Annotated in this window: 16 protein-coding genes; 6 read left to right on the top strand and 10 right to left on the bottom strand. The window is 69.5% G+C overall.

Going from position 1 to position 23,553, the window contains the following annotated elements:
• Nucleotides 1–52 precede the first annotated feature (52 nt).
• A complete protein-coding gene (locus WME73_RS25000) occupies nucleotides 53–1,570 on the bottom strand; it encodes a PPC domain-containing protein (RefSeq protein WP_437917297.1) in 1,518 nt (505 codons plus the stop codon).
• Nucleotides 1,571–2,013: 443 nt separating this feature from the next.
• On the opposite strand from WME73_RS25000, the gene WME73_RS24995 reads away from it, so the two are divergent.
• Nucleotides 2,014–2,289: a hypothetical protein gene (locus WME73_RS24995; RefSeq protein WP_437555147.1), complete on the top strand. Its 276-nt coding sequence runs from the start codon at nucleotides 2,014–2,016 to the stop codon at nucleotides 2,287–2,289.
• 41 nt (nucleotides 2,290–2,330) lie between these two features.
• Here WME73_RS24995 and pruA read toward each other — a convergent pair whose 3' ends face one another.
• Entirely contained in the window at nucleotides 2,331–3,971 is a 1,641-nt protein-coding gene (pruA, locus tag WME73_RS24990; protein ID WP_437917295.1) for an L-glutamate gamma-semialdehyde dehydrogenase, read from the bottom strand.
• Between the two features lie 198 nt (nucleotides 3,972–4,169).
• On the opposite strand from pruA, the gene WME73_RS24985 reads away from it, so the two are divergent.
• The gene (locus WME73_RS24985) at nucleotides 4,170–5,174 is read left to right on the top strand and encodes a DUF2804 domain-containing protein (RefSeq protein ID WP_437917294.1); all 1,005 of its coding nucleotides are present in this window, start codon (nucleotides 4,170–4,172) and stop codon (nucleotides 5,172–5,174) included.
• A gap of 33 nt (nucleotides 5,175–5,207) precedes the next feature.
• Here the strand turns inward: WME73_RS24985 and ligA are convergent, their stop codons facing one another.
• Both ligA and WME73_RS24975 read right to left on the bottom strand, forming a co-directional pair.
• Nucleotides 5,208–7,238 (bottom strand): NAD-dependent DNA ligase LigA, encoded by a 2,031-nt coding sequence (gene ligA / locus WME73_RS24980; protein WP_437747872.1) that lies wholly within the window; start codon nucleotides 7,236–7,238, stop codon nucleotides 5,208–5,210.
• Between the two features lie 13 nt (nucleotides 7,239–7,251).
• Entirely contained in the window at nucleotides 7,252–7,737 is a 486-nt protein-coding gene (locus WME73_RS24975; protein WP_437747871.1) for an NUDIX hydrolase, read from the bottom strand.
• Between the two features lie 152 nt (nucleotides 7,738–7,889).
• Between WME73_RS24975 and WME73_RS24970 the strand changes: the two genes are divergently transcribed.
• Nucleotides 7,890–8,633 carry a hypothetical protein gene (locus WME73_RS24970; protein WP_437747870.1) on the top strand — a complete coding sequence of 248 codons (744 nt, stop codon included), beginning with the start codon at nucleotides 7,890–7,892 and terminating at the stop codon, nucleotides 8,631–8,633.
• Between the two features lie 62 nt (nucleotides 8,634–8,695).
• Nucleotides 8,696–9,514, top strand: a complete 819-nt coding sequence (locus WME73_RS24965) for a carbon-nitrogen hydrolase family protein (RefSeq protein ID WP_437917293.1) — start codon at nucleotides 8,696–8,698, stop codon at nucleotides 9,512–9,514.
• A gap of 85 nt (nucleotides 9,515–9,599) precedes the next feature.
• Here the strand turns inward: WME73_RS24965 and WME73_RS24960 are convergent, their stop codons facing one another.
• The 3 genes from WME73_RS24960 to WME73_RS24950 form a co-directional block, all read right to left on the bottom strand.
• A complete protein-coding gene (locus WME73_RS24960) occupies nucleotides 9,600–10,445 on the bottom strand; it encodes a helix-turn-helix domain-containing protein (RefSeq protein WP_437917292.1) in 846 nt (281 codons plus the stop codon).
• Nucleotides 10,446–10,568: 123 nt separating this feature from the next.
• Nucleotides 10,569–12,506 carry a DNA gyrase/topoisomerase IV subunit B gene (locus tag WME73_RS24955; RefSeq protein WP_437917291.1) on the bottom strand — a complete coding sequence of 646 codons (1,938 nt, stop codon included), beginning with the start codon at nucleotides 12,504–12,506 and terminating at the stop codon, nucleotides 10,569–10,571.
• A gap of 2 nt (nucleotides 12,507–12,508) precedes the next feature.
• A complete protein-coding gene (locus tag WME73_RS24950) occupies nucleotides 12,509–14,911 on the bottom strand; it encodes a DNA gyrase/topoisomerase IV subunit A (RefSeq protein ID WP_437917290.1) in 2,403 nt (800 codons plus the stop codon).
• 310 nt (nucleotides 14,912–15,221) lie between these two features.
• On the opposite strand from WME73_RS24950, the gene bamA reads away from it, so the two are divergent.
• Together bamA and WME73_RS24940 are read left to right on the top strand one after the other, a co-directional pair.
• Complete coding sequence (gene bamA / locus WME73_RS24945; protein WP_437917289.1) at nucleotides 15,222–17,867, top strand: outer membrane protein assembly factor BamA; 2,646 nt, start codon at nucleotides 15,222–15,224, stop codon at nucleotides 17,865–17,867.
• A gap of 282 nt (nucleotides 17,868–18,149) precedes the next feature.
• The gene (locus tag WME73_RS24940) at nucleotides 18,150–18,932 is read left to right on the top strand and encodes a rhomboid family intramembrane serine protease (protein WP_437747864.1); all 783 of its coding nucleotides are present in this window, start codon (nucleotides 18,150–18,152) and stop codon (nucleotides 18,930–18,932) included.
• Nucleotides 18,933–18,974: 42 nt separating this feature from the next.
• Here the strand turns inward: WME73_RS24940 and WME73_RS24935 are convergent, their stop codons facing one another.
• The 3 genes from WME73_RS24935 to dnaG all read right to left on the bottom strand — a co-directional run bounded on the left by WME73_RS24935 (nucleotide 18,975) and on the right by dnaG (nucleotide 23,397).
• Entirely contained in the window at nucleotides 18,975–19,322 is a 348-nt protein-coding gene (locus WME73_RS24935) for a hypothetical protein (RefSeq protein WP_437747863.1), read from the bottom strand.
• An 87-nt stretch (nucleotides 19,323–19,409) separates the two neighbouring features.
• Nucleotides 19,410–21,329 carry an RNA polymerase sigma factor RpoD gene (rpoD, locus tag WME73_RS24930; protein WP_437301468.1) on the bottom strand — a complete coding sequence of 640 codons (1,920 nt, stop codon included), beginning with the start codon at nucleotides 21,327–21,329 and terminating at the stop codon, nucleotides 19,410–19,412.
• Nucleotides 21,330–21,447: 118 nt separating this feature from the next.
• Nucleotides 21,448–23,397, bottom strand: a complete 1,950-nt coding sequence (dnaG, locus tag WME73_RS24925) for a DNA primase (protein WP_437747862.1) — start codon at nucleotides 23,395–23,397, stop codon at nucleotides 21,448–21,450.
• Between the last annotated feature and the right edge of the window lie 156 nt (nucleotides 23,398–23,553).

The following is a 23,553-nucleotide window of genomic DNA, read 5'->3' as shown; positions in this document are numbered from 1 at the left end:
GGCGGCGAGCGCCCGGGGGACGGGCGCTCACGCCATGAGGTGATTCAGACCCTCACTCGGTCTCCGGCGGCAGGTAGGCGAAGAGGCAGTTGTATCCTCGGCTCGTCACGTCGGCGGCGGGCGTTCCGGCCGACACCCTGACGAGCAGCCGGTTGTCCGCTGGGGCCTCCGGGATCGTGACCCGCTCGACGTACAGGTTTTCGTCCTCGGTCTCCGTGGCCGAGTAGGTGGCGGCGTCGATCGATGTGCCGTCTCCGTTCAGCACCTCGGCGCTGAGCTCGCGGACCCCAGACCCGTTGCGCTGCGCTTCGCAGACGACCGAGAACGTCCAGCCCTCTTCCACGTCGTCGAGGGGGACCGCATAGATGTCGACGTCGGCGGTCTCTCCGTCGGCGAGCTGGCCCTCGATCGCGTAGCTGACGCCGCCTCCCCCGTTGGGGAAGGAGACCAGGCCGCCTTCCGGCGTCTCCACGACACCGTTGGTCTCCTCCTCGGCCTCGAGGGGATCGGAGCTCATGCGGTTGTGCAGCAGGATGTAAAAGTCGTTCTTTCCTGCCTCTCCCGCAGGGCGCTTGACGAAGACGAAGTACTCTTGCCCGGCTTCCACCGGGAGGGCGATATCGCCGCCCTTCGTCGGGTCCACCTTCGCGTACGCGTTGGTCAGATCGGTCGAAGCGAACACGGCGATCTCGCTGACGTTCACCGTCGAGCCGTTGCCCTCGATCCCTGTCGGCTGGTCGGCGATCAGCTGGGCGAGGATGACGTTGTCGACCGCCGGGGTCTCCGGCGGGGTGAACGAATACACGTCGACGTCGGTCGCGTTCTCGAAGCTGCCGAACGCGAAGGTGGTGAAGTAGCCCGACTCGTCGTTGTTCAGCTCATAGTGCAGCTGCACGGCCTGATCGGCGTCATTGTTGGGCTCGATGTCGCCGATGAGGCTGTCGGTATCGCTCTCCGCCGGATCGAGCGGGAGGAGCGCCACCCCGTAGTCGAAGCTCACGACCTCGGCGGGGTCGAAGCAGCCGTTCGGGAAGGCGTACTGCGGGAAGGCGGCGTTGCAATCCTGGACGACGATGAAGTACTCGCCGTCTGCTGGCAGGACGGTGAGCAGCTCGCTGTCATTGGTGAAGCCCAGTGCCGGGTCGTCGTTCTGCGCGAGCTGGTTCCCGTCGGCGTCGAGCAGCGTGATGACGGTATCTGGGTATGTCGGATCCGTCTCGTCATCCGAAGGCCTCGCGTCGCTCAGGATGTACACCGGCTGCCCCTTGGCTCCGGTGAAGCTGTAGTAGTCAGCGTCCTCTTCCAGCGGATCGAGCGTCCCCTCGAGCCAACCGTCCTCGGGTTGGATCGGCTCCGCTTCTTCGGGGCTGTCGTTCCCGTCGTCCACCTCGCCTGAGCCCGTGGAGGTGCTGCCGGCGGCGGGGCCGGTGGTCGCGGAGGACGTCGCGGTGCTTCCGGCTCCTCCCTCGCCGCCGCCGCCTCCGTCGCCCTCGTCGTCTCCGCCGCAGCCTGCGGCGGTCGCAGCGATCGTGCTGAGCACGAAGAAACCCAGAAAATGCATCGACTTCATGGCACCTCCAACGTTTGCTATCCCACAGCGACTCCTGGTGTAGCGGCGTGGGAAATATACACCTACGCTTCTGCTCGTCCTGCGCGCCATGGGAGCGCACGCTTTTGACGGGCGGAGATCTGGAGCATACGTAATGGCCGGGTGCTGCTCCACAGCCGAATGGCCGAGGTCGGATCCGCCTGTAGAGCTCGGTGGTTGGCGCGTCGGATGGCAATGGCGCCGGGCATGACTCCCTGAGAAGAGACCCCAACTTCGTTGGTGCGCTTGACGACTCGGGCGGAACACGGAGCTCGCGGGGGGCTCACCAGCTCGATGCGCCTCTGGCGGCGCGCGCTTCCAGCAGGGATCCTGGGCAGGGGCGAGCCGGCGCCGCGCGGCCGCCCCCTGCTCGCCTCTCGCCGCCGGCTTGGCCGCGTGCTCCGATGGCCGCTGGAGCTTTCGCCATGCCCCGTCCCGCGCTCGTCTTGGCCCTGCTGCTCTTCGCTCCCACCCCTGGATGCTCGTCGGACATCGACGCGTGCGAGGTGGTCTGCACCAAGAACGCCGAGTGCCAGACCGACAGCCCTGGAAAGGACACGTGCGTCGCCCTGTGCCTCGAGCTGTCCGACCGCGCGTCCTATGCCACGGCCATCGAGCGCACGGCCGAGTGTTACGAGGAGGAGGACCGGTCCTGCGCCGATCTCGCGGGTGGCGTCTGCGACTACTCGCCGGAGGATTGATCGACGAGGCCCGCCCCCCTCTCCGGCGCGGGGCGCGCTTCCTACTCGGCCGCCATGAACGGATAGGCGACCGCGCGCGGCGGGGCGAACGTCTCCTTCACGACCCGCGGGGAGACCCAGCGGAGCAGGTTGAACAGGCTGCCCGCCTTGTCGTTCGTGCCGGAGGCGCGCGCGCCGCCGAACGGCTGCTGCCCGACGACGGCGCCGGTCGGCTTGTCGTTGATGTAGAAATTGCCCGCGGCGAAGCGGAGCGCGTCGCTCGCTGCCTCGATGAACGCCCGATCCCGCGCGAACACGGCGCCGGTCAGGCCATACGGCGACGTCTCGTCGCAGAGCGCGAGCGCCCTGTGCTCCTCGCCGTCGGGGTAGACCCAGACCGTGAGCACCGGCCCGAACAGCTCCTCCGCCATCAGCGGGTGGCGCGGATCCGTGGTCTCGATCAGCGTCGGCTCGACGAACCAGCCGTCGCTCCCGTCGTGCGCGCGCGCGCCGCCGCCGCACACGATCGAGCACGCCACGTCCGACTTCGCCGCGGCGATCCGCCCCGTGAGCCGGGCGTGCGCTCGCTCGTCGATCACCGCGCCCATGAAGTTGCGGAAGTCGGCGACGTCCCCCACGCGGATCGCCCGGATGTGGCCCACGAGCCGGTCCTTGAGGGCCGGCCAGAGCGAGCGGGGGATGTACGCGCGCGACGCGGCCGAGCACTTCTGCCCCTGGAATTCGTAGGCGCCCCGGACGAGCGCCACGGCGAGCGCGTCGACGTCGGCGCTCGCGTGCGCGAAGACGAAGTCCTTCCCGCCGGTCTCGCCCACGATCCGCGGGTAGCTGCGGTAGCGCCCGATGTTCTCCCCGATGCGGCGCCAGATCGACTGGAAGACCGCGGTCGAGCCGGTGAAGTGGATGCCGGCGAAGTCCGGATGATCGAGGCACGCGTTCGAGACGAGCTCGGGCGGGCCCATGACGAGGTTGATGACGCCGCGCGGGAGGCCCGCCTCGATCAACAGATCCATCACGAAGTGCGCGGAGTACAGCGCGTTCGCGGACGGCTTCCAGACCACCGTGTTGCCCATCAGCGCCGGGGCCGCGCACAGGTTGCCCGCGATCGCGGTGAAGTTGAACGGCGTCGCCGCGAAGACGAAGCCCTCCAGCGGGCGAGGCTCCGCGAGGTTCCAGATGCCGGGCGCGCTCGCCGGCTGCTCCGCCGCGATCCGGTGCGCGAAGTGGACGTTGTAGCGGAAGAAGTCGATGAGCTCGCAGGCCGAGTCGATCTCCGCCTGGTACGCCGTCTTGCTCTGCCCGAGCATCGTCGCCGCGTTGATCGTGGGGCGGTACCGGGTCGCGAGCAGCTCGGCGGCCTTGAGGAACACGGCGGCGCGCTCGGTCCACGGCGTCCTCGACCAGGCCGGGTGCGCCCGCCGGGCGGCCTCGATCGCGCGCGTGACGTGCTCGGCGCCGCCTTGATGGGCGCGGGCGAGGAGGAGGTCGCGACGGTGCGGCGCGCGGACCTCGTCGAGCGCGCCGGTCCGGATCGCCTCCCCGTCGATGACCATCGGGATCTCGATCGTCTCCCGCGCCCGGCGGTCGAGCTCCGCCTTGAGGGCCGCGCGCTCCGGGCTGCCAGGCGCGTACGTGAGGACGGGCTCGTTCAGGGGGCTCGGGGGCGTGGCGATGGCGTCGATCATGACGCGAGTCTAGCGGCGGAGCCGAGGGCGCGCAGGCTCCGGCGCCGCTGCTCTCCGCCGCGGCGTGAGCCAGATGGCCGCGGAGGAGAGCGCTCGGCGCAGTCACGCGATATCGCGCGATTCGCACAACTCTAACGATGTCAGATTTCCGGCGTCGCTCGCCTTGGGCGGCGACCACGTCGCCGCTACTCTCGTCAGATGCGCGAGCTCACCACGCCGCCCGATACGATCCTCGACCCGAGCACGGGAGCGGCGCGCGTCGGGTCCTACCGGGGCGATCTCCCGCGCGTCGACCCGGCGCTCCTCGCGCCGCGCAGGCTCGATCGGCTGCTCAGGCACAAGCGATGGGTTTACGTGGCGATCGCGTCCGACGAGGTCTTCGTCGCCGTCTCGGTCGTGCACCTCGGCTACCTGTCGATCGCGTTCAGCGTCGTCTTCGACAAGGCAGGCCGTCGATTGCTCGTGGACCGCGCGGCGTTCGGGCCGCCCTTCGCGGTGAGCGTGGGCGACGCGAGCGGCGAAGGCCGCTCCGCGCGGGCGTGGCTCCCCCGCGCGCGCGTCCGGATCGAGCGGCCGCGCACGGACGCGACGACCGCGGTGACCGCCGCGCTCCGCGGCGTCGAGCTCGAGGCGCGGCTCGACAGCCGCGCGGCCCCGCCGGCGCTCTCGGCGATCGCGCAGGCCTCGGATGGCTTCCTGATCACCACCGAGAAGCGCCTGCTCCTCGGCGTCGAAGGCGAGGCGTCGGTGCTCGGTCGCCGCATCTCCCTCGACGGAGCGATCGCCAGCTACGACTACACGGGCGGCCTCCTGCGGCGCCGCACGACCTGGCGCTGGGCCCTCGCGCTGGGGCGCGCGGAGAGCGGCGAGCGCGTCGGCCTGAACCTGGGCGAAGGCTTCGTCGGCGACGCCGAGTGCGCGATCTGGATCGACGGCGAGCTCATCCCGCTCGCCGAAGGCCGGTTCACCTTCGACGCGGCGCGGCCGCTCGACCCGTGGCGCGTCCGGACCGCGGACGGCGCCGTGGATCTACGCTTCGTCCCCGGCGCCGCGCACTCGAACCACACGAACCTCGGCTTGCTCGCGTCGGAGTTCATGCAGCCGATCGGCCTCTACTCGGGCACGATCCGCCTCCCGGACGGGCGGCTCCTCGAGCTCCGTGACGTCCTCGGCGTCACGGAGGACCAGGATATCACCTGGTAGGGGCCGGCGGGTCGAGGTCGCGGCTCGCCTCGGTCAGCCGCCGCGGCGCTCGGCGATGAGCTTGTCGAGATCGTCCTCGGTGATGAGCTTCGTACCGTACTTGCGCGCCTTCACCGCCTTGCTCGACGTGGACGCCACGTCGGCGATGACGAGGTAGTTGAGCTCCTTCGTGACGCTGTTCAGCACCCGGCCGCCGTTCGACTCGACGAGGTGGGTGAGCTCGCCGCGGGGACGCGCGCCCGCGCCGGTGAAGCAGAACGTCAGTCCGGCGAGCGGGCCTTCGGCCTCGGGCGCGACCGGCACGATGCCGGCGGCGAGCAGCCGCGCGATCTCGTCGCTGCGGGCGCGCAGCCCTCGAACGATGCTCGCGGCCTTGATCGCGCCGAGGCCCGGGATGCCGGCGAGCTCGTCCTCGCCGGCGGCGAGCAGCTTCTCGATCGTCGTGTACCCCGCCGACACGAGCAGCCGCGCGGTCTGGATCGCGAACCCCTCGATGCCGAGCGCCGCGAGGAACACCGGCAGCGCGAGCGGGAGGCGGCTCTTCAGCTGCTCCAGGCACTTCGTCGCGCTCTTCTCGCCGCGCCGATCGAGGTCGGCGATGCTCTTGACCGTGAGCTTGTAGAGGTCGAGCGGCTCTCGCACGAGGCCCGCGGCCACCACCTGCTCGATCAGCTTGTCGCCCCACTCCAGCGCGCCGACGGCGTCGATCCAGTTGTGGATGCGCCCCTCGATGAGCGCGCGGCACGCGGCGTTCCGGCAGAGGAGGTACTCTCCCTCGACGACGAGCGGCGCGCTGCAGACCGGACAGACCGATGGAGGAACGGCGGCGGGGCCGCGCTTCTCGACGACCTCCTCGACGTACGGGATCACGTCGTTGCGGCGCGAGACCAGCACCTCGTCGCCCACCCCGATGCCGAGGCTCCGCACGTTGGCCGAGTTGTGCAGGGAAGCGCGCCGGACGTTGGCGCCGGCGAGCTCCACCGGCTCGACGATCGCCACGGGGGTGACCCGGCCGCTCGGCCCGGTGTCCCACTGGATCGCCACGACCGTCGTCACCTTGGCGGGCGACGCGAACTTGAAGGCGACCGCGCCGCGCGGCCGGCGGTTGACGTCGCCGAGCAGGCCCTGGAGGTGGAGCGAGTCCACGTAGACGACGAGCCCGTCGATCTCGTAGTCGAGGCTCGCGCGGAGCTCGCTCGAGTAGCGCCGGTAGAGCTTCACGACGTCCTCGACGCTGCCGTGCGCGGTCTGCGGCGTCGCGAAGCCGAGCTCGCGCAGCCAGGCGAAGCGCGCCCGGCACGTCGGGATCTCGAGGTGATCGGCGACATCGTAGAAGAGCACGGTGCAGTGCTCCGCCCCCTGGCCGTCGAACCGCTTGGCCGCGCCCGCGGCCATGTTGCGCGGGCTGGTGACGCCGGGGAAGTGGCGCTTCATGTCCGAGAGGCGAAGGATGATCTCTCCGCGCACGGACAGCCGGCCCTTCTCCCGGATCCGCGAGGGGATCCCCTTCATCCGCGCGACGTTCGCGGTGATCCGCTCGCCCCACTCGCCGTCGCCGCGGGTGATGGCGTCGACGAGCTTGCCGCCCTTGTAGATGACCTCGATGGAGATGCCGTCGAGCTTCTCCGCCACGAAGAGGTCAGCCGCGACGCTCGAGATGGAGCCCGGTGCCGGCGGCGCGGCGCCCGTGCCGCCGTCGCCGTGCCCGTCCTTCACGAGGATCTCGTCGCACCGGGCGACCCAGCCCAGGAGCTCGTCCTCGGAGACGACCTTGTTGAGCGAGCCCATCGGGATCTCGTGCCGAGCCTTCTCCCACTCGGTGATCAGGGAGGCCGAGCCGACCCGGGCGAGCACCGGGTGCGCCGGATCGAGGGCGCGGAGCTCGTCCTCGAGGGCGTCGAACGCCGCGTCCGAGATCTCGGGGTGCCCTGCGTAGTAGCTCGCCCTGTATTTCTCGATGCGCTCGGCGAGCTCCTCGATCCTCGCCTTGTGCTTCGGATCCGTCGCGAGCCCGCCCTGCAGCGCGTTGCGCGCTCCGGCGTCGTCGTGGTGTGCCTGCGTCATCGCTTGCCTCGGCTCACTCGAGCTCTGTGTCGCCGGCGCGCCGGGCGGCGGCGAAGAGATCCCCCATGTCCATCGCGAGCTCGGACGGGAGCTCGTCTTCCCGGAACAGCCTGACCTCGCGGATCTCGAGCGGGTTTTGCGGAGGGCGCGTCGGCGCGGCGATCCGGGCGGTGACGACGACCGTCACGGCGTGGAAGCGGATGTCGCGATCGGGCCGCGAGTACACGCCGACGACCCGCCCGAGCTCGACCTCGGTGACGCCGGCCTCCTCGGCGAGCTCCCGCACGATGCTGTCGCGGAGCGTCTCTCCCCATTCCAGGGTGCCTCCCGGGAGCGCCCATGTTCCGGTGTCACTGCGGCGAACGAGCAGCCACCGGCCGTCGGCGGTCTGAGCGGCGGCGGCGATCCCGACGACAGGTCGCCGGAGCAGCGCGCGCGCGACCTCCTTGGCGAGGGCGAGCACGGAGCGCGGCAACAACGACAGGGGAGCAATTTCCATGAGAATTTTTGTGACGTGCGGGGAAAGCATAGGAGCGATCGGGCGCCGCCGGGAGAGGGTTCCGTGCGGCCTCGGCGGATCCTGCGGACGTCCATGAGCCGTGCGGCTCAGGCTCGGTCGCGGGAGAGAGGCAGGCTACGCTCGTCCCCATCATGGCGATCGAGCGGAGGGCGATGCGCGCTCCTGTCGGGTTGTACGGCTGGGCTGTCCTCTGCGGCGTGATGGCCTGGGGCGCGGCGCTTGCGCTCGCGTCGCTCCCGAGCTGCACCGACGAGCGGCTCGCGACGCCGCGCCCTCAGGCGGGCGTCTCCGCCAGCGCGGGCGCCTCGGGGGGAGCGCCGCCCGATGCGGGCGCCGACGAGGGGCCGGCGAACCTATGCGAGTGCCTCGCGGCCTATGGCGGCGAAGCGGGGCGCTGCGGCGATTGCTTCAACGAGCATGCGTCCCGCGGTGGGCGCTGCGAGGCGGAGCTCGCGGCGTGCGACGGGGAGCCTGAGTGCAGGCCGATCAGCCTGTGCCTCAAGGGGTGCGGCCACAACAAAGCCTGCCAGACGGCGTGTGTGTTCCCGGACGATGCGGGCGCCGCTCACCGGATGTTCCAGCGGGTGCTCGCCTGTGTGTGCGCCGCGTGCAGCGCCAGGTGCACCTACTCCGGCGCGCCGCTCGAGTGCGCCGCGCCCGCCGAGGTGGACGGCAGCGGTGGAGCCGCGGGCGCCGCCGGGGCAGGTGGCGCTGGCGCCGGTGGGGCTGCTGGCGTCGGCGGGGCAGGTGCCGCTGGCGCTGGCGGAGCTGCTGGGGCGGGTGGCGCTGGTGCGGGTGGGGCTGCGGGCGCCGGCGGGGCAGGTGGCGCAGGTGCCGGTGGCGCTGCGGGAGCGTCCGGAGATCAAGGAATCTGACGATCCCTGCGCTCCAGTTGGCGCGTGGTCCACGCCGGGTCCCCGTGCGGTAGGCTTGCCGAATGGAGAAACCGGTGATCTGGGCGGCCCTTCAGCTCTCCAGCCAGGAGAACGTGAGCGAGAACCTGGCGCGGGTCGAGGTGCTCGTCGTCGAGGCGGCGCGCCGTGGGGCGACGACGGTCGTGCTGCCCGAGAACTTCGCGTACATGGGCAACGAGGAGGGGAAGCGCAACATCGCGGAGGACCTCGACGCTGGCGGCGGCCCGATCGCGCGTCGTCTCGCCGACGCGGCGCGCTCCGCCCGGGTGACCGTCGTGGCCGGCGGCTTTCCCGAACGCGCGCACGATCCGGCGCGGCCGTACAACACCTGCGCGGTCTTCGGGGCCGACGGCCGGCTCACCGCGCGCTACCGGAAGATTCACCTCTTCGACGTCGAGATCGCCGACGGAACGAAGTACCGCGAGTCGGCGTCGACGACCGCCGGGGATCGCCCGGTCGTCACCGAGATCGACGGCGTGAAGCTCGGGCTGTCGATCTGCTACGATGTCCGGTTCCCGGAGCTCTACCGCGCGCTCTCGTCCGGGGGCGCAGAGGCGATCGCCGTCCCTGCGGCGTTCACCCTGCTCACCGGCAAGGACCACTGGCTGGTCCTGCTCCGCGCCCGGGCCATCGAGGCCCAGGCGTACGTCGTGGCTGCGGCGCAGTGGGGCAAGCATCCAGGCGGGCGGGCGACGTTCGGGAAATCGTGTGTCATCGATCCGTGGGGTGAGGTGATCGCTCAGGCCTCGGAAGGGGAGGGGATCGCGATGGCGATGCTCGACCCCTCCTACCTCGATCGGGTCAGGGCGAACCTACCGTCGCTCACGCATCGGAGGCTCTGATCGTCGTGTCATGGGGGTAAGCACTTTGTCCTCGCACCGGAGGCGGCGGTGCCGGCGCTCCGCAGGGTCGATCTCTGCCGTCAGCTCACTCGGCAGAGGCGTCGCTCGGCTCCGTCTCTCCGGCCGAGGGCGGCGTGCTGCCGCGCTTGGACAGGAGGGCGCGGAGCTCTGCAGGCCTGCGGAAGCCGATGCGGCGGGCGACCTCTCCCTCGGTTAGCCCCTCATGCAGGAGCGTTCGCGCGCGCTCCGCACGCACCTCATCGTAATAGACGTGGGGCGATGACCCGAAGGCGGCACGGAAGAGCCGTGCGAAGTGAAACTCGGACAGATCGAGGTCCAGCGCGACCTCGTAAGAACGGATCCTCTGGCCTGCTTCCGCGGCGCTGCGGATGCGGTCGCGGCCGAGCAGGATCCGCTCCGAGGTACTGCGCGGCAGCGGGGCTGCCGCGCGCAGTGGTGGCGTGGATCGGGAGACGCCGGTCGCTGCAGCGCGCTCGCGCGGCGGCTGCGCGCCGTGGCTGGGCGCAGCGACGCCAGGCGTGGGGAGCGACGCCGGCCGTGCGGCAGGCGCGCCGCTCGGAACCGACAGGGAACATGCGGCCGGCATGCTGTGGGACGAGGAGGGTGCGAGCGGAGTCGAGATGGGAAGCGCAGTCGTCACGAGTACCTCTCCAGCGGTGAAAGGGCGGTGTCTCGCGGTCATCGCGGCCACCGGCGCGACGTATTGCAACCAGCAGGCCGCAAGCTGACGCAGCGCTCTCGGCTCCCGTGGGTCGGCATTCAGCAGCACAAAATATCGCGATTGCCCGGCAACCTGCTCGCGATGTCCGACGGGGTGTGGCCTGCCGTTCACGTGGCACAGGCGCCAGAGATCACCCGCGGTTGGCACATTGTGTCTTCGCGACGTGCACGCCATGTCGGTCGCCTGCATCGCGACATCCTCGCGGCGAGCTCATGGGGGTCAGGGAGGATGAATGCTGGAGCGCGGCGCCGCATCCAACGACGTCCGCGCGAGGCGCGAAGTCGCCGCGACCTCTCGAACGAGGGATCGATGTCAGACGTCGATCTCGGCGTTCGGCGCGCGCTCCATGATGAAGCGGAAGCGCGCCTGGGCGTCCTTGCCCATCAGCTCGTTCAGGATGCGATCGGTCTCGATCTCTCCCTCGATCACGATGCGCAGCGCGCGCCGGCGTCGGATGTCGAGCGTGGTCGCCTTGAGGTCCTCCGCGGGCATCTCGCCGAGCCCCTTGAACCGCGAGATATCCGCCTTGGCCGTCTTGGGGAGCTTCGCGAGGACCCGGTCGCGCTCCGCGTCGTCGAGCGCCCAGTGCGTCTCCTTGCCGACGTCGATCCTGTAGAGGGGCGGCTGCGCGAGGAACACGTGCCCGCCGCGGAGCAGGCCGGGCAGGTGCCGGTAGAAGAACGTCAGCAGCAGCGTCGCGATGTGCTGGCCGTCGCTGTCGGCGTCCATGAGCAGAAAAATCCTTCCGTAGCGCAACTTGGACGCATCGAAGTCCTTTCCAAAGCCGCAGCCCAGCGCGCTCACGATGTCCTGGAGCTCCTTGTTGCCGAGCACCTTCGAGGTCGAGGCCTGCTCCGCGTTGAGCACCTTGCCCCGGAGCGGGAGGATCGCCTGGGTCCGGCGGTCCCGGCCCTGCTTGGCCGAGCCACCTGCGCTGTCGCCCTCGACGATGAAGAGCTCGCTCTCGCTCGGATCGGTCGAGGCGCAATCGGCGAGCTTCCCCGGGAGGTTGAGCCGGTGCGACACCGGCGTCTTGCGCAGGACCTGCTGGGTCGCCTCGCGCCGCGCCTCCCTGGCGCGCGCCGCCAGGATCGCGCGGGCCACGATCGACTCGCCGGCCGTGCCGTTGTGGAGCATCCACTGCTCGAGCGCCGGCCGGACCAGGCCCTCGACCGCCGGCCCAGCCTCCGCGTTGTTGAGTCGATCCTTTGTCTGCCCCTGGAACTGCGGCTCCTGGATGTAGATGGACAGGACACCCACGATCCCCTCGCGGATGTCGTCGGCCGTCAGCGTGACCCCCTTCGGCTGGACCTTCTTCGCGTCCATGAACGCGCGGACCGCCTTCACGATCGCGCCGCTGAAGCCGGACTCGTGCGCGCCGCCCGCGTGCGTCGGGATGCCGTTGACGTACGACTTCACGTACTCGTCGGTCGACTCGGTCCACTGGAGCGCGGCCTCCAGGCGGATCTCGCCCTCGCGCGCGACGTAGAAGATGGACGGGTGCGTCACCGGCTTGCCGCGCTGGGCGACCAGCTTCGGCAAGAAGTCCGCGATGCCGTTCGGGTGGAGGAGCTCGATCGACTCTCCGGACGAGAGATCGCGGAACGCGATCTCGAGCCCTCCGTGGAGGTACGCCTTGGCCTCCAGGCGCTCGCGGATGGTCTCGGAATCGAAGCGCCGGCCCTGCCCGAAGATCTCCGGATCGGGCCGGAAATGGATGCTCGTGCCGTGCTTGCGGGTGGGCGCGCCCTTCTTGAGCTTGCTGGTCGGCGCGCCGCGCGAGAACGTCTGCTGGTGCTCGAACCCGTCGCGCAGCACCCGGACCTCGACGAGCTCGGAGAGCGCGTTGACGACGCTCGAGCCGACGCCGTGGAGCCCGCCTGAGACCTTGTAGCTGTCGCTCGCGAACTTCCCGCCTGCGTGCAGCGTGCAGAAGATGAGCTCGAGCGCGGGGCGCTTGTACCTGGGATGGACGTCCACGGGGATGCCGCGCCCGTCGTCGGTCACGGTGGCGCCCTGGAGATCGGCGTCGAGCGTCACCTCGATCCGCTTCGCGTGCCCGTTGATGGCCTCGTCGACGGCGTTGTCGACGATCTCCCAGAGCAGGTGGTGGTAGCCCCTGGCGTCGGTGCCGCCGATGTACATGGCGGGGCGCTTGCGGACGGGCTCCAGCCCCTCGAGCACCTCGATGTCAGCGGCCGTGTAACGTGCGCCGGAAGCGGCGCGGACCGGGGGATTCGTGGCGGCCATGTTCAGCTCACCTCCAGCGTCGGTACGACGACGGCCGGCGGCACCACGCGGGCGAAGCGGTCGCGTCGTGCGATCGGCTCGCCCTGGGTGCCGCGCTGGCCGGCGATCTTGCTCGCGGCGATCTCGAGCGTCTTGCCCTTCTCCGTCTCGACCGTGATCGCGTCGCTCGGCCTGAGGGCGAGCGCGGCGCCGATCAGGCGCTCACCTTCGGCGACCCGCATGACGACCGAGCCCTTGCCCGGGCCGGAGAGCAGCGCGAGCTCCTCCACGGCCACGCTGAGCGCCCAGGCGTCGCTCGAGGCGCAGAGCACCCGGTCGGCGCCGTCCACGGCGTGGACGAAGAGCACCTCGTCGCCCTCGTTCAGCTTGGCGAAGCGGCGCCCGGAGCGCGTCGATGGATCGCGGTGCGGCCGCAGCGAGAACCTGAAGCCGAGGCCGCCTCGGGTGATCGCGAGCGCGAAGGGCGGCTCCGGCTCGGCGGAGTCCGGGGTCTGCGCCGGGACATCGAGCGCCCTCGGATCGAAGGACATCAGCGCGATCAGCCGCTCGCCGTCTGCCAGCTTGAACAGCTTCTGCACGGGATCGCCGTAGCCGGTCGACTGCGGCACGTCGTGGATGCGGCACACGTAGCACGCGCCGAGGTTCGAGAAGAACGCGACCGTCGACCGCGTCGAGCCGGCGACGACCGCGAGGACGCTGTCTCCCTCGCGGATGCGCGTCGAGGCGAGATCCTTCACCTCGCGGACCCGCTTCACCCAGCCCTGCGCCGAGAGGATCACGTTCGCGTCCTCGGCCACGATGAAGTCCTCCGCCTGGTACTCGGGCTCGTCGATCGAGCCGACCACCTTCGTGCGGCGCTTCTCGCCGTAGGATCCCTTGATCTCGACGAGCTCGTCGCGGACGATCCCCCAGCGCTTCGCGTCGCTCCGGAGCAGCCCTTCGATCCGCTTGGCCTCGGCGCGCTTCTCGCCGAGATCCTTCTGCACGAGCAGGATCTCGAGCCGCGCCAGCCGGTAGAGCTTGAGCTCGAGGATCGCGTCCGTCTGCTCCTCGTTGAGGGTGAAGCGCTTCATCAGCTTCTCGGCCGCGTCGGCCTTGCCCTCGCTCTTGCGGATGATCCGGATCACCTCGTCGAGCGCGTCGAAGATCTTCTCGAACCCCTCGAGGATGTTGATCCGCCGCCTCAGCTCGCCGAGCTCGAACTCGAGCCGCCGCGTCACCGTCGCGTAGCGGAAGTCGAGGAACTTCGTCAGGATCTCGTGCAGGCCGAGCCGTCGAGGCGCGGCGATCTCCGCGTTGTCGGTGGGCACGAGGCAGGTGAGGTTCACCTGCACGTTGATCGCGAGCGGCGTCTGTTTGTAGAGGTACGCCATCACGAGCTGCGCGTCGGCGCCGCGCTTGAGCTCCATCACGATGCGCACCTCACCGGTCGACTCGTCGCGCACGTCCACGAGCGTCGGCAGCTTCTTGGAGAGGATCACCTCGGCGATCTTCTCGACGATCGCCTTCCGCTCGATGCCGTACGGGATGGAGGTGATCACGATCTGCGGAGCGGCGCCGCGCTTGCCGTCGCCCTCTTCCAGCTGCCACTCGCCGCGGAGCTTCAGCGAGCCCTGGCCCGCTGTGTAGATGGCCTCGAGCTCCTTCTTCGTCGCGTGCAGCTGACCTCCGGTCGGGAAATCCGGGCCCTTCACGTACGAGAGCAGCCGGTGGGTGGTGAGCTCGCGGTTCTCGATCAGCGCGACGCACGCGTCGATCACCTCGCCCAGGTTGTGCGGCGGGATGCTCGTCGCCATCCCGACGGCGATCCCCTGCGAGCCGTTCACGAGGAGGTTGGGGAAGCGCGACGGAAGGACGATCGGCTCGAAGCGGGTCCCGTCGTAGTTGGGACGAAAGTCCACGGTGCGCTGGCCGAGCTCGCTGAGAAGCTCCAGCGCGAGGGGTCGGAGCTTCGCCTCGGTGTAACGCATCGCGGCGGGCGCATCGCCGTCCACGGAGCCGAAGTTCCCGTGGCCGGCGATGAGCGGCGCCCGCATCACGAAGTCCTGAGCGAGCCGGACCATCGCGTCGTAAATCGCGACGTCGCCGTGCGGGTGGTACTTGCCCATCACGTCACCGACGACCGCAGCGCTCTTCCGGTACTTCGCGTCCGGCCCGAGGTGCAGGTCGTGCAGCATCGCGTAGAGGATGCGGCGCTGCACCGGCTTCAACCCGTCGCGGACGTCGGGCAGCGCGCGGGACGTGATGACGCTGAGCGCATAGTTCAGGTACCGGCGCTGCGCCTCGTCGGCGAGCGAGGTGTCGGGCGCCGGGGGCGGCGGCGGCTCGCTGTCACCGGGCCGGCCGCCACGGCGGCCCTTGCGGGACGCGTCACCGTCGGACGGAAGGGAGGGGGTTCGAGACACGCGATGCTCCAGGGAGTGCGCGGGCACCGGACGAACAGGTGCTCCGATGTTCAGGTGAACGCTGGCGAGCCTCGGCAATTACCCAGGGGCTCGCGCTCGGTCAAGGCTGCCTCGCGGGAATTTCTGGCAGCGAGTGCTCGCCTGGGCTCGTGCGGACCCTGGCATAGCGTCAGATGGCCGCGAGATCGACCCGAACACAGGGCAGCGCAGCGCAACCTGGCGGCGACGCCTTGATTTCGGCGTCCGCCCTTGAGACTCACGGCGCGCTGGGCTACGGGGTGGCGCCTTGTACGCGACAGGCACCCGTCCCATGCTTCGCCTTCTCGGCCGCTGGCTGCGGCTCGTCTGGCTCGGCCTCTTCCTGGTGTTCGTTGCAGTAGCGGCGATACGACCCCGGCTCGCGGCAGCCCAGGTGCCCGGAGGTGCTCCGGGCGCGCAACCGCCCCGGGACGGCGCCACGCCTGCCGCCCCGGCCAGCGCTGCGCAGCCACTCGCGCCGGCCGACGCGACCGTAGGAGCCCAGCCTGGCGCCGGTACACCTGCGCGGGTCGCCGCCGACGCCGTCGAGCCGACGATCCATCTGGCGCCCACGGAGGCCGAGCTCGCTCGGGGGCAGCCGGTCGCTCAGGTCGCGATCGCCGGCAACCGGCGGGTCTCGACCGAGGACGTGCTCGTCTACCTCGGGCAGACGCGGGTCGGCAGGCCGTTCACCCCCGAGGGGCTGGCCCGCGACGTGCGCGAGCTCTGGGACTCCGGCCTGTTCGACGACGTCGAGGTCGACCTCACGCGCCGCGACGACGGCGTGAGCCTGAGGGTGCTGGTCCGCGAGCGCCCGAGCATCAAGGCCATCGAGTTCTCCGGCAACAAGGAGATCGATAGCGAGGACCTCACCGAGGCGCTCTCGGTCGAGATCAAGACCGGCACGATCCTGAGCTACGCGGCGATCCGGCGTGGCGTGCAGAAGCTCCGCGACAAGTACGCCGAGGAGGGCTTCTTCCTCGCCGAGGTCAGCTACGAGGTCAAGCCGGAGCGGGAGAACCAGGTCACCGTCAAGTTCACGATCAAGGAGCACTCGCCGGTCACCGTCCGGCGCATCACGTTCATCGGCAACCAGAACATCTCGGACGAGGAGCTCCGGGAGGTCATGATCACGGGGCAGGGGGGCTTCTTCGCCTTCGGCACCGGCGGTCCGTTCCGCCAGGACGCGTTCGAGCGCGACGTCCTCGTGATCAACGCGCTCTACTACGATCGTGGCTTCCTCGCGGCGCAGGTCGCGACGCCCAGGGTGATGCTCACGCCCGACCGCACGGGCATCGAGGTCACGATCACGATCAACGAGGGGCCTCGCTTCCGCATCCGCTCGCTCCGCGTCTACGAGCGCGACGCCGACGGCCGCGAGATCGAGCCGCTCGGCGGGCGCCGCGCGCTGCGCGAGATGGTGCGGGCCAAGCCGGGCGACTGGTTCAACCGCGCCGAGCTGGCGAAGGATCTCGGCGCGATCCAGACGCTCTACCGGGACGCCGGCTACGCCAACGTCGAGGCGTCGCCTGACACCCAGCTCGACCCGGACAGGCGCGAGGTCGACATCACCGTCGGCATCCGCAGAAACCAGCTCGTCTACTTCGGGCGCATCGAGATCCGCGGCAACACGAAGACGCGGGACAAGGTGATCCGCCGCGAGATGGAGGTGGAAGAGCGGCGGCTGTTCAGCGAGACGAAGCTGGAGCGATCGAAGCAGCGGATCACGGCGCTCGGCTACTTCGAGCGGGTCGACATCTCCACCGAGCAGGGCGACGACCCCCAGCACATCAACGTCAACGTCGACATCGGCGAGAAGCCGACGGGCACCTTCCAGATCGGCGCGGGCTTCTCGAGCGTCGAGAACTTCATCGCGACGGCGCAGGTCCAGCAGGCGAACCTGCTCGGGAGCGGTCAGTCGCTGTCGCTCCAGGCGCAGATCTCCGGATCGCGGCGCCTCATCGACGTCCGCTTCTTCGAGCCGTACCTGTTCGACAGCCCGTTCTCGGCGGCGGTGAGCGTCTACAACCAGCTGCGGACCTACACGGAGTTCTCGCAGACCTCCACCGGCGGCTCGCTCACGCTCGGCTACCCGCTCATCGAGCCGGAGCTGCGCGCGCAGCTGACCTACACGCTGGAGAACGACGAGATCTCGTCGGCCACGAACACCGGCCTCGGCACGGCAGAGGAGCGAGCCTCGTTCCAGCGGCTCCCGCTCTACAACCTCTTCAACGCCGGGCTCACGTCGAGCATCCGCCCTGCGCTCACCTTCGACACGCGCAACAACCAGCTCTTCCCGACCTCGGGCATTTACCTGCAGGGCTCGGTGGAGCTCGCCCACAGCGTGTTCGGCAGCGAGAACGAGTTCCTGCGGTACCGCGCCACAGGGAGGTTCTACTACCCGATCACGGACAGCCTGGTCCTCAAGCTGAACACCGAGGCCGGCATGGTGACGAGCCCCAACCCGCAGGGCGTGCCGATCTTCGCCCGCTTCTTCCTGGGCGGCATCCTCGACGTGCGCGGCTTCGAGATCCGGGACATCGGCCCGCGCCTCCCGCTCCGCGAGTCGCTCGATCCGAACTCGCTGCCTATCGCGAACGGCGCGAACATCGGCGGCAACCTGATGTACTACCAGAACCTCGAGCTGGAGTTCCCGATCCTCGAGGCCGTGCAGATCAAGGGCGTCGTCTTCACGGATCTGGGCAACGCCTGGAATCTCGAGAAGCTGTACTGCAACGCCGCCCCTGCATCGCCGCACGACGTCACGAACCCGTGCTTCTCGGCCGAGCGCCTCCTCGACGTCCGCACCTCGTGGGGATTCGGGCTCCGGTGGTTCTCCCCGCTCGGACCGCTGCGCTTCGAGTGGGGCTTCCCGTTCAAGCGGCTGCCCTACGAAGAGACGTACAAATTCGAGTTCAACATCGGCAACTTCTTCTGAGCCCCTGGCCAGCGGGCGCAGCAGGGACGTGCGCGTTCCCCGGGGGGGGCTGACGGGGGGGGCTGACGGGGGGGGCTGACGGGGGGGGCTGACGGGGGGGGCTGACGGGGGGGGCTGACGGGGGGGGCTGGTGCGCGACCGGGCGGACCCTGCCTCAGAGCGTCCTGGATGGCGCGCAGCGGACGTCGCGGCCGCTGGAGGGCGGGTCGGCGCCGGGCGGATCGCCGTGAAGTCCGGGGGCAGCGGTTGCTCGTCGGGGGCGCCGCTGTTAGGTGGAGATCCATGCGCCCGGAGCACAGCTCGATGGGGTTCCCCAAGCCAGGCAAGGCCCTGCTGGGGATGATGATCGCGATCGGCTGTATCTGGGTGATGTTCACCCTGGGCCTGAACTGGGGGGGCGCCGGCGAAGGCGTGCTCGAGCCGTTCCTCGGCATCAGCGAGAAGGTGCTCCACGGTCAGGTGTGGCGGCTGCTCACCGCGCCGCTCGTCCACAACCCGAGCGACCCCTGGCACTTCGTCACGACGCTGCTCGGCCTGTATTTCCTCGGTGCCTCGCTCGAAGAGCGCTGGGGAGCCAGACGCACGCTGGCGTTCCTGTTCGGCTCCGCCGCCTTCGCGTTCGCGCTCCAGGTGGTGGTGGGCGCGCTCCTCCCGAAGGTGGCACGGCCGGTCTTCTACGGCGGGCTCGGGATGATCGAGGCGGTCGCCGTCGCGTGGGCGCTCGCGCACCGACATGCCACGGTCCGCCTCTTCTTCGTCCTCCCCGTGACGGGCACCATGCTGCTCGTCTTCATCTTCGGGATCTCGGTGCTCAACGTCATCGCCATGCGCGCGCCCCCCGAGGGGCTGATCACGCCGTTCGGGGGCATGCTCGCGGGGTATCTCTTCGGCGACTTCTCCCCGCTGCGTCGCTTCTATCTGCGGATCCGCTTCCGTCAGCTGCAGGCGCAGTCCGCCGCGCTCCGCCGCGTCCCTGCGGCGCGCGGCCGCTCCGGGGGCGTCCCGCTGAGGGTCATCCCCGGCGGCCAGAAGGACCCCCCGAAGGACAAGCGCTATCTCAATTGAAGGGGTCGCACGGCGCCCCGCCCCGGCCGCGCTCCCAGGTATTCAGGGCGTGGCGCACCGGCGGAGCTCTTCGAGCGTCTTCGCGCGGGTCAGGCAGCCGAGCTCGCCGGGGTCCACCTTGCTCCCGGCGAGCTCCCGCTTGCAGTCGGATGTCCACTCCGACGAGAGCCTCTCGCCCTCGCTGTCGATCACCACGGAGGCTTTCCCCGGGCCCCCTGGAGAGGTGGACCCCACCCGCTTTGCCTCTGCTGCCCACGCGGTGCGCATGCCCTCGCCGATCGTGCGGCAGTCTTCTTCGGACATCGTCTTGGTGCAGCCGCCGAGGACCGCGCTCGCGAGCACGAGGAGGGCCACTGCGGCGCGCTGCTCGCCAAGCGAACGGCTGCCCACGCGAGCGCGTGCTTGGCCAGCGAGAGGCCATGAGCGCGGCCTGCGCGGGAGAGCTGCCTTCGGTTGGCGAGCAGGCCAGCCCACGGCCTAGCTGTCGATGAAGCTCTTGAGCTGCTTCGAGCGGCTGGGGTGCCGGAGCTTGCGGAGCGCCTTCGCCTCGATCTGCCGGATGCGCTCGCGCGTGACCTCGAAGTCCTGACCGACCTCTTCGAGCGTATGGTCGCTCTTCTCGCCGATGCCGAAGCGCATCCGGAGCACCTTCTCCTCGCGCGGCGTCAGCGTCTTCAGGACCTTACGGGTCTGCTCCGCGAGGTTCATGTTGATCACGGCCTCCGCGGGCGAGATCACGCTCTTGTCCTCGATGAAGTCGCCAAGGTGCGAGTCCTCTTCCTCGCCGATGGGGGTCTCGAGCGAGATCGGCTCCTTCGCGATCTTCAGGACCTTGCGCACCTTGTCGAGCGGGAGCTCCATCTTCTCGGCGATCTCCTCGGGGGTCGGCTCGCGGCCGTACTCCTGCACGAGGTAGCGCGAGGTGCGGATCAGCTTGTTGATCGTCTCGATCATGTGGACCGGGATGCGGATCGTCCGCGCCTGGTCCGCGATCGCGCGGGTGATCGCCTGCCGGATCCACCACGTCGCGTACGTCGAGAACTTGTAGCCTCGCTTGTACTCGAACTTGTCGACGGCCTTCATGAGGCCGATGTTCCCTTCCTGGATGAGGTCCAGGAACTGGAGGCCGCGGTTCGTGTACTTCTTCGCGATGGAGACCACGAGGCGGAGGTTCGCCTCGACCAGCTCCGCCTTGGCGCGCTCCGCCATCCGCTCCCCCTCGCGGATGTTCTCGTAGGTATCGCGGATCGCAGCGACGTCGATGTTGAGCTCTTCCTCGACCTTCTTCAGGCCCTTCTGGGCGTTCTTGATGGTCGATTCGAAGTCGTTGAGCTCCTCGCGGTTGACGTTGAGCTTCTTGGCGAGCCGCCCCTCGAGGGCGCGGTTGCCCTTCACCTTGATGAGCTCGCGCTTGAGCTCGCCCTTCGAGAGCCCTGTGCGCCGCTCCAGCTCCGTCGCGCCCGCCTCGGCCTTCTCGACCTTCGAGATGAGGCTCTTCAGCTTCTGGACGATCTTGTCGATCGTCCGCTTGTTGAGGCGCATCTCCTCGAGCGTCGTCACGAGCTCGGCTGTCGCCTGCGTCACCTCGACGTCGATCTGCTTGCGGCGGACCTCCGTCTTCACCTCTTTGCGCTCCTCCAGGAGCTCCGCCTTCTTCTTGTCGACGCGCTTCACCTTGTCGATGAGGCGGATGATGCGCCGGTCGGCCTCCTCCTCGTCGAACTCCTGATCGTCGTTCTCGGCGTCCTTGATGAGCTCCTTCACCCGGATCTTGTGCTTCCGGAGCTTCTCTCCGAGATCGATGATCTCGCGGACGGCGATGGGGGAGTCGAGGATGGCGGCGTTGACCTTCTGCTCGCCGATCTCGATCCGCTTCGCGATCTCGACCTCGCCCTCACGGGTGAGCAGCGAGACGCTGCCCATCTTCCGGAGGTACATCCGGACGGGGTCGTTCGACTTCGAGTAGTAGTCGACGTCCTCTTCCTCGCGGTCGGGCGTGACGACGAGCTTCTTCTCGCCCGCCTCCTCGTCTGCGATGCGCTTCGGCGCGATCTTCACCTGGGTCGCGCCGTCGACGATCTCGATGTCCTCGTCGCCGAGGGCGCCCACAACGTCGTCGAGTTGATCGGGCGCGACGTCCGCGGGGAGCGCGTCGTTCACCTCGTCATAGGTGAGAAAGCCTTTGCTCTTGCCGGTTTCGACGAGCTTTTCGAGCGTCTTCCGGTCCTTCTCTGACCGCTCGGCCCGGATGCCCGCGTCTCCTTTGTTGCTTGGGCGTGCCCCCCCCTCGGCGTGCCCGCGTGTCGATGCGTGCCGCGCGCCGTTCAGCGCGCCGCCCCCCGCAGCCCTCGCGACCCCGCCTGCCCGACCGGAAGATTGCTTGGCCTTGCTCGCCATTACCTCATGCTCCACTTACGGCGATCAGCTCGCCGCGACCGACAAGACACCCAATGACTCCGATAAACTCTAGGGATCACGCACGTCGGGTCGCCACGGCGAGGCGACCCGGAACGCATCAAGGAAGACCGAGACCCCCCGCTCTCCGCTGGAATAGCTCACGCAGCAAAGCGTTTTCAGCATCAGCGTCGACCGCGCTCTTCTGGAGCTGGCTCACGACGGCTGCTTTCTGTCGCGCCAGGGCTTGTCTGCTCAACTTTTGTGAATTCTCCAAGAGCGTCGCCTTGGCCGTTGAGGCCGCTTCGAAGACAGGCGAGACCAGCCGTCCAGCCGCGAATGAATGGATCGGAGCCGGGACTTGCGCAAGAAATTCGCTGGCGACAAGACCCATTTCAAAAGTGAAATTTTGACGCGCCGCAACAATCGCCAGGGCGACGTCGCCTTCGAGGCACTCCAGCGCCGTCTGGAGATCGTCGTCGGCCAGCAGCTCGGGAAAATCGAGGATCGCGCCCAGGATCTCCAGGCTTACCTCCTGGATTTGCGTGCGTGAGCGAGCGCGCTCCCACGTCTCGGTCGTCTGTCCGGAGGGGATCACCTCGCGGCTAGGCTGGCTCCGCGGGCGGGAGAGGGACTCCTCGACGACGCGCTCCAGCTGCCGGAGGTCGTCCGGTGAGCGGCCGCCGATCACGAGCTTCGAGGAGAGGCGATCGGCGTAGAGCTTCGCCATCATCCTGAGGTTCGGGTCGTCTTCGTCGGCGAGCAGCGTCGTCACGGCGCGCACGCGGGCGAGCTGCTCGGGCAGCGACGAGCCTCCGAAGCTGTCGCCGTCGAGCGCCTCGTCGATCAGGTGCTCGAGCAGGCCGCGCGCCGCCTTGACGATGCGCGCGATCGCCTCGGGGCCGTGCTTGCGCGCGAGGTCGTCCGGATCGACGCCGGAAGGCAGCACGGCGACGCGCGCGCTGAGCCCCGCCTCACGGCACGGGGCGCGCGCCGCGCGCGTGGCCTTCTTGCCGGCCGCGTCGCCGTCGAACAGCAGGATGACCGCGGGCGCGAAGCGCTTGATGAGCTTCGCCTGTCCGGGCGTGAAGGCGGTACCGAGCGGAGCGATCGCCTGGCCGATGCCGCGCGCGTGGAGCGCGACGACGTCGAAGTTGCCTTCCACGAGGATCGCCTCGCCGCGCTGACGGATCGCCTGGCGCGCCTGGTGCAGCCCGAAGAGGTGCTCGCCCTTCGTGTAGATCGGCGACTCGGGGCTGTTGATGTACTTCGCCGGCGCGCCGTCGGCCTGCGGCGCAGGGCCAGTGAGGCCGAGCGACGAAAGCTCGGAAGGGCTGGGATCGGGCAACGCGCGTCCGCTGAACGCGATCACCCGGCCCATCACGTCGGTGACGGCGAACATGAGCCGGTGCCGGAAGCGGTCGTAGTGTCCGCTCCCCGACGAGCGCGGTACGAGGAGCCCGACGCGCTCCGCGAGGACCGGGGAGACGCCCTGCTGTCGCAGGTACGTGGAGAGCCCGTCCCAGCCGAACGGGGCGTAGCCGATCCGGAACGCCTGGAGGGCGTCGGCGATCGGATCGGCGGCTCCATCGCCGTCGCGGAGGGGCAGGCCGCGCCGCTCGAGCTCCTCGTGAGCGTGGCGCGCGAGCGGGTGAGGAGCGCTGCCCGGCCCCCCGCGGAGGCTGTGCTCGAAGAACGTCGCGGCGAGGTGGTTGACAGCATAGAGGTCGTCCTTCGACCTGCGCGCCGCCTGCGCCTCGCGCCGCTCGACCTCGGTCAGCGACTCCGCCACCTCGATGCCGGCGCGTTCGGCGAGCGCGCGGACCGCCTCGGCGAACGTCCGGCCTTCGAGCTTCATCACGAAGTCGATGGCGCTGCCGGTCTCCTTGCAGCCGAAGCAGTGGTAGAACCCGCGGTTCGGGCTCACGTGGAAGCTGGGCGTCTTCTCCTTGTGAAAGGGGCAGAGCCCGGTGAAGGAGTGCCCTCGGCGGGTGAGGCGCACGCTTTCGCCGATGAGCGCTACGAGATCCGTGCGCTCTTTCACGAGCGCGATCGTCTCCGGAGAGATCATGGGCTGCCTTGGGGGCTCCGTGCGTGCGGGGCCCGCAGATCATCACGGGTGGACTCAGACGGCGTGGCGGCGTCCGCGCCAGCGCCTCGGCGGTACGGGCGGCTCGCGAAGCGGGAGACTTCCCAGTCCCTCGCGGCCTGTGTGGAGACAAGTGTC

The sequence above is a fragment of the Sorangium sp. So ce302 genome, assembly GCF_051530145.1.
GTDB classification, from domain to species: Bacteria; Myxococcota_A; Polyangia; order Polyangiales; family Polyangiaceae; genus Sorangium; species Sorangium cellulosum_B.
Note: the sequence above shows the minus strand (reverse complement) of the source record. Positions and strands in the feature narration are given on the sequence as shown.

Bases quoted from the DNA above. Each gene is read 5' to 3' on its own strand.
- rpoD (WP_437301468.1), bottom strand. From the start codon at position 21,329: ATGGCGAGCAAGGCCAAGCAATCTTCCGGTCGGGCAGGCGGGGTCGCG.
- WME73_RS24970 (WP_437747870.1), top strand. From the start codon at position 7,890: ATGGCGATCGAGCGGAGGGCGATGCGCGCTCCTGTCGGGTTGTACGGC.
- WME73_RS24995 (WP_437555147.1), top strand. From the start codon at position 2,014: ATGCCCCGTCCCGCGCTCGTCTTGGCCCTGCTGCTCTTCGCTCCCACC.
- ligA (WP_437747872.1), bottom strand. From the start codon at position 7,238: ATGACGCAGGCACACCACGACGACGCCGGAGCGCGCAACGCGCTGCAG.
- WME73_RS24975 (WP_437747871.1), bottom strand. From the start codon at position 7,737: ATGGAAATTGCTCCCCTGTCGTTGTTGCCGCGCTCCGTGCTCGCCCTC.
- WME73_RS24960 (WP_437917292.1), bottom strand. From the start codon at position 10,445: ATGCAGGCGACCGACATGGCGTGCACGTCGCGAAGACACAATGTGCCA.
- WME73_RS25000 (WP_437917297.1), bottom strand. From the start codon at position 1,570: ATGAAGTCGATGCATTTTCTGGGTTTCTTCGTGCTCAGCACGATCGCT.
- pruA (WP_437917295.1), bottom strand. From the start codon at position 3,971: ATGATCGACGCCATCGCCACGCCCCCGAGCCCCCTGAACGAGCCCGTC.
- WME73_RS24965 (WP_437917293.1), top strand. From the start codon at position 8,696: ATGGAGAAACCGGTGATCTGGGCGGCCCTTCAGCTCTCCAGCCAGGAG.
- WME73_RS24955 (WP_437917291.1), bottom strand. From the start codon at position 12,506: ATGGCCGCCACGAATCCCCCGGTCCGCGCCGCTTCCGGCGCACGTTAC.
- dnaG (WP_437747862.1), bottom strand. From the start codon at position 23,397: ATGATCTCTCCGGAGACGATCGCGCTCGTGAAAGAGCGCACGGATCTC.
- WME73_RS24940 (WP_437747864.1), top strand. From the start codon at position 18,150: ATGCGCCCGGAGCACAGCTCGATGGGGTTCCCCAAGCCAGGCAAGGCC.
- bamA (WP_437917289.1), top strand. From the start codon at position 15,222: ATGCTTCGCCTTCTCGGCCGCTGGCTGCGGCTCGTCTGGCTCGGCCTC.
- WME73_RS24985 (WP_437917294.1), top strand. From the start codon at position 4,170: ATGCGCGAGCTCACCACGCCGCCCGATACGATCCTCGACCCGAGCACG.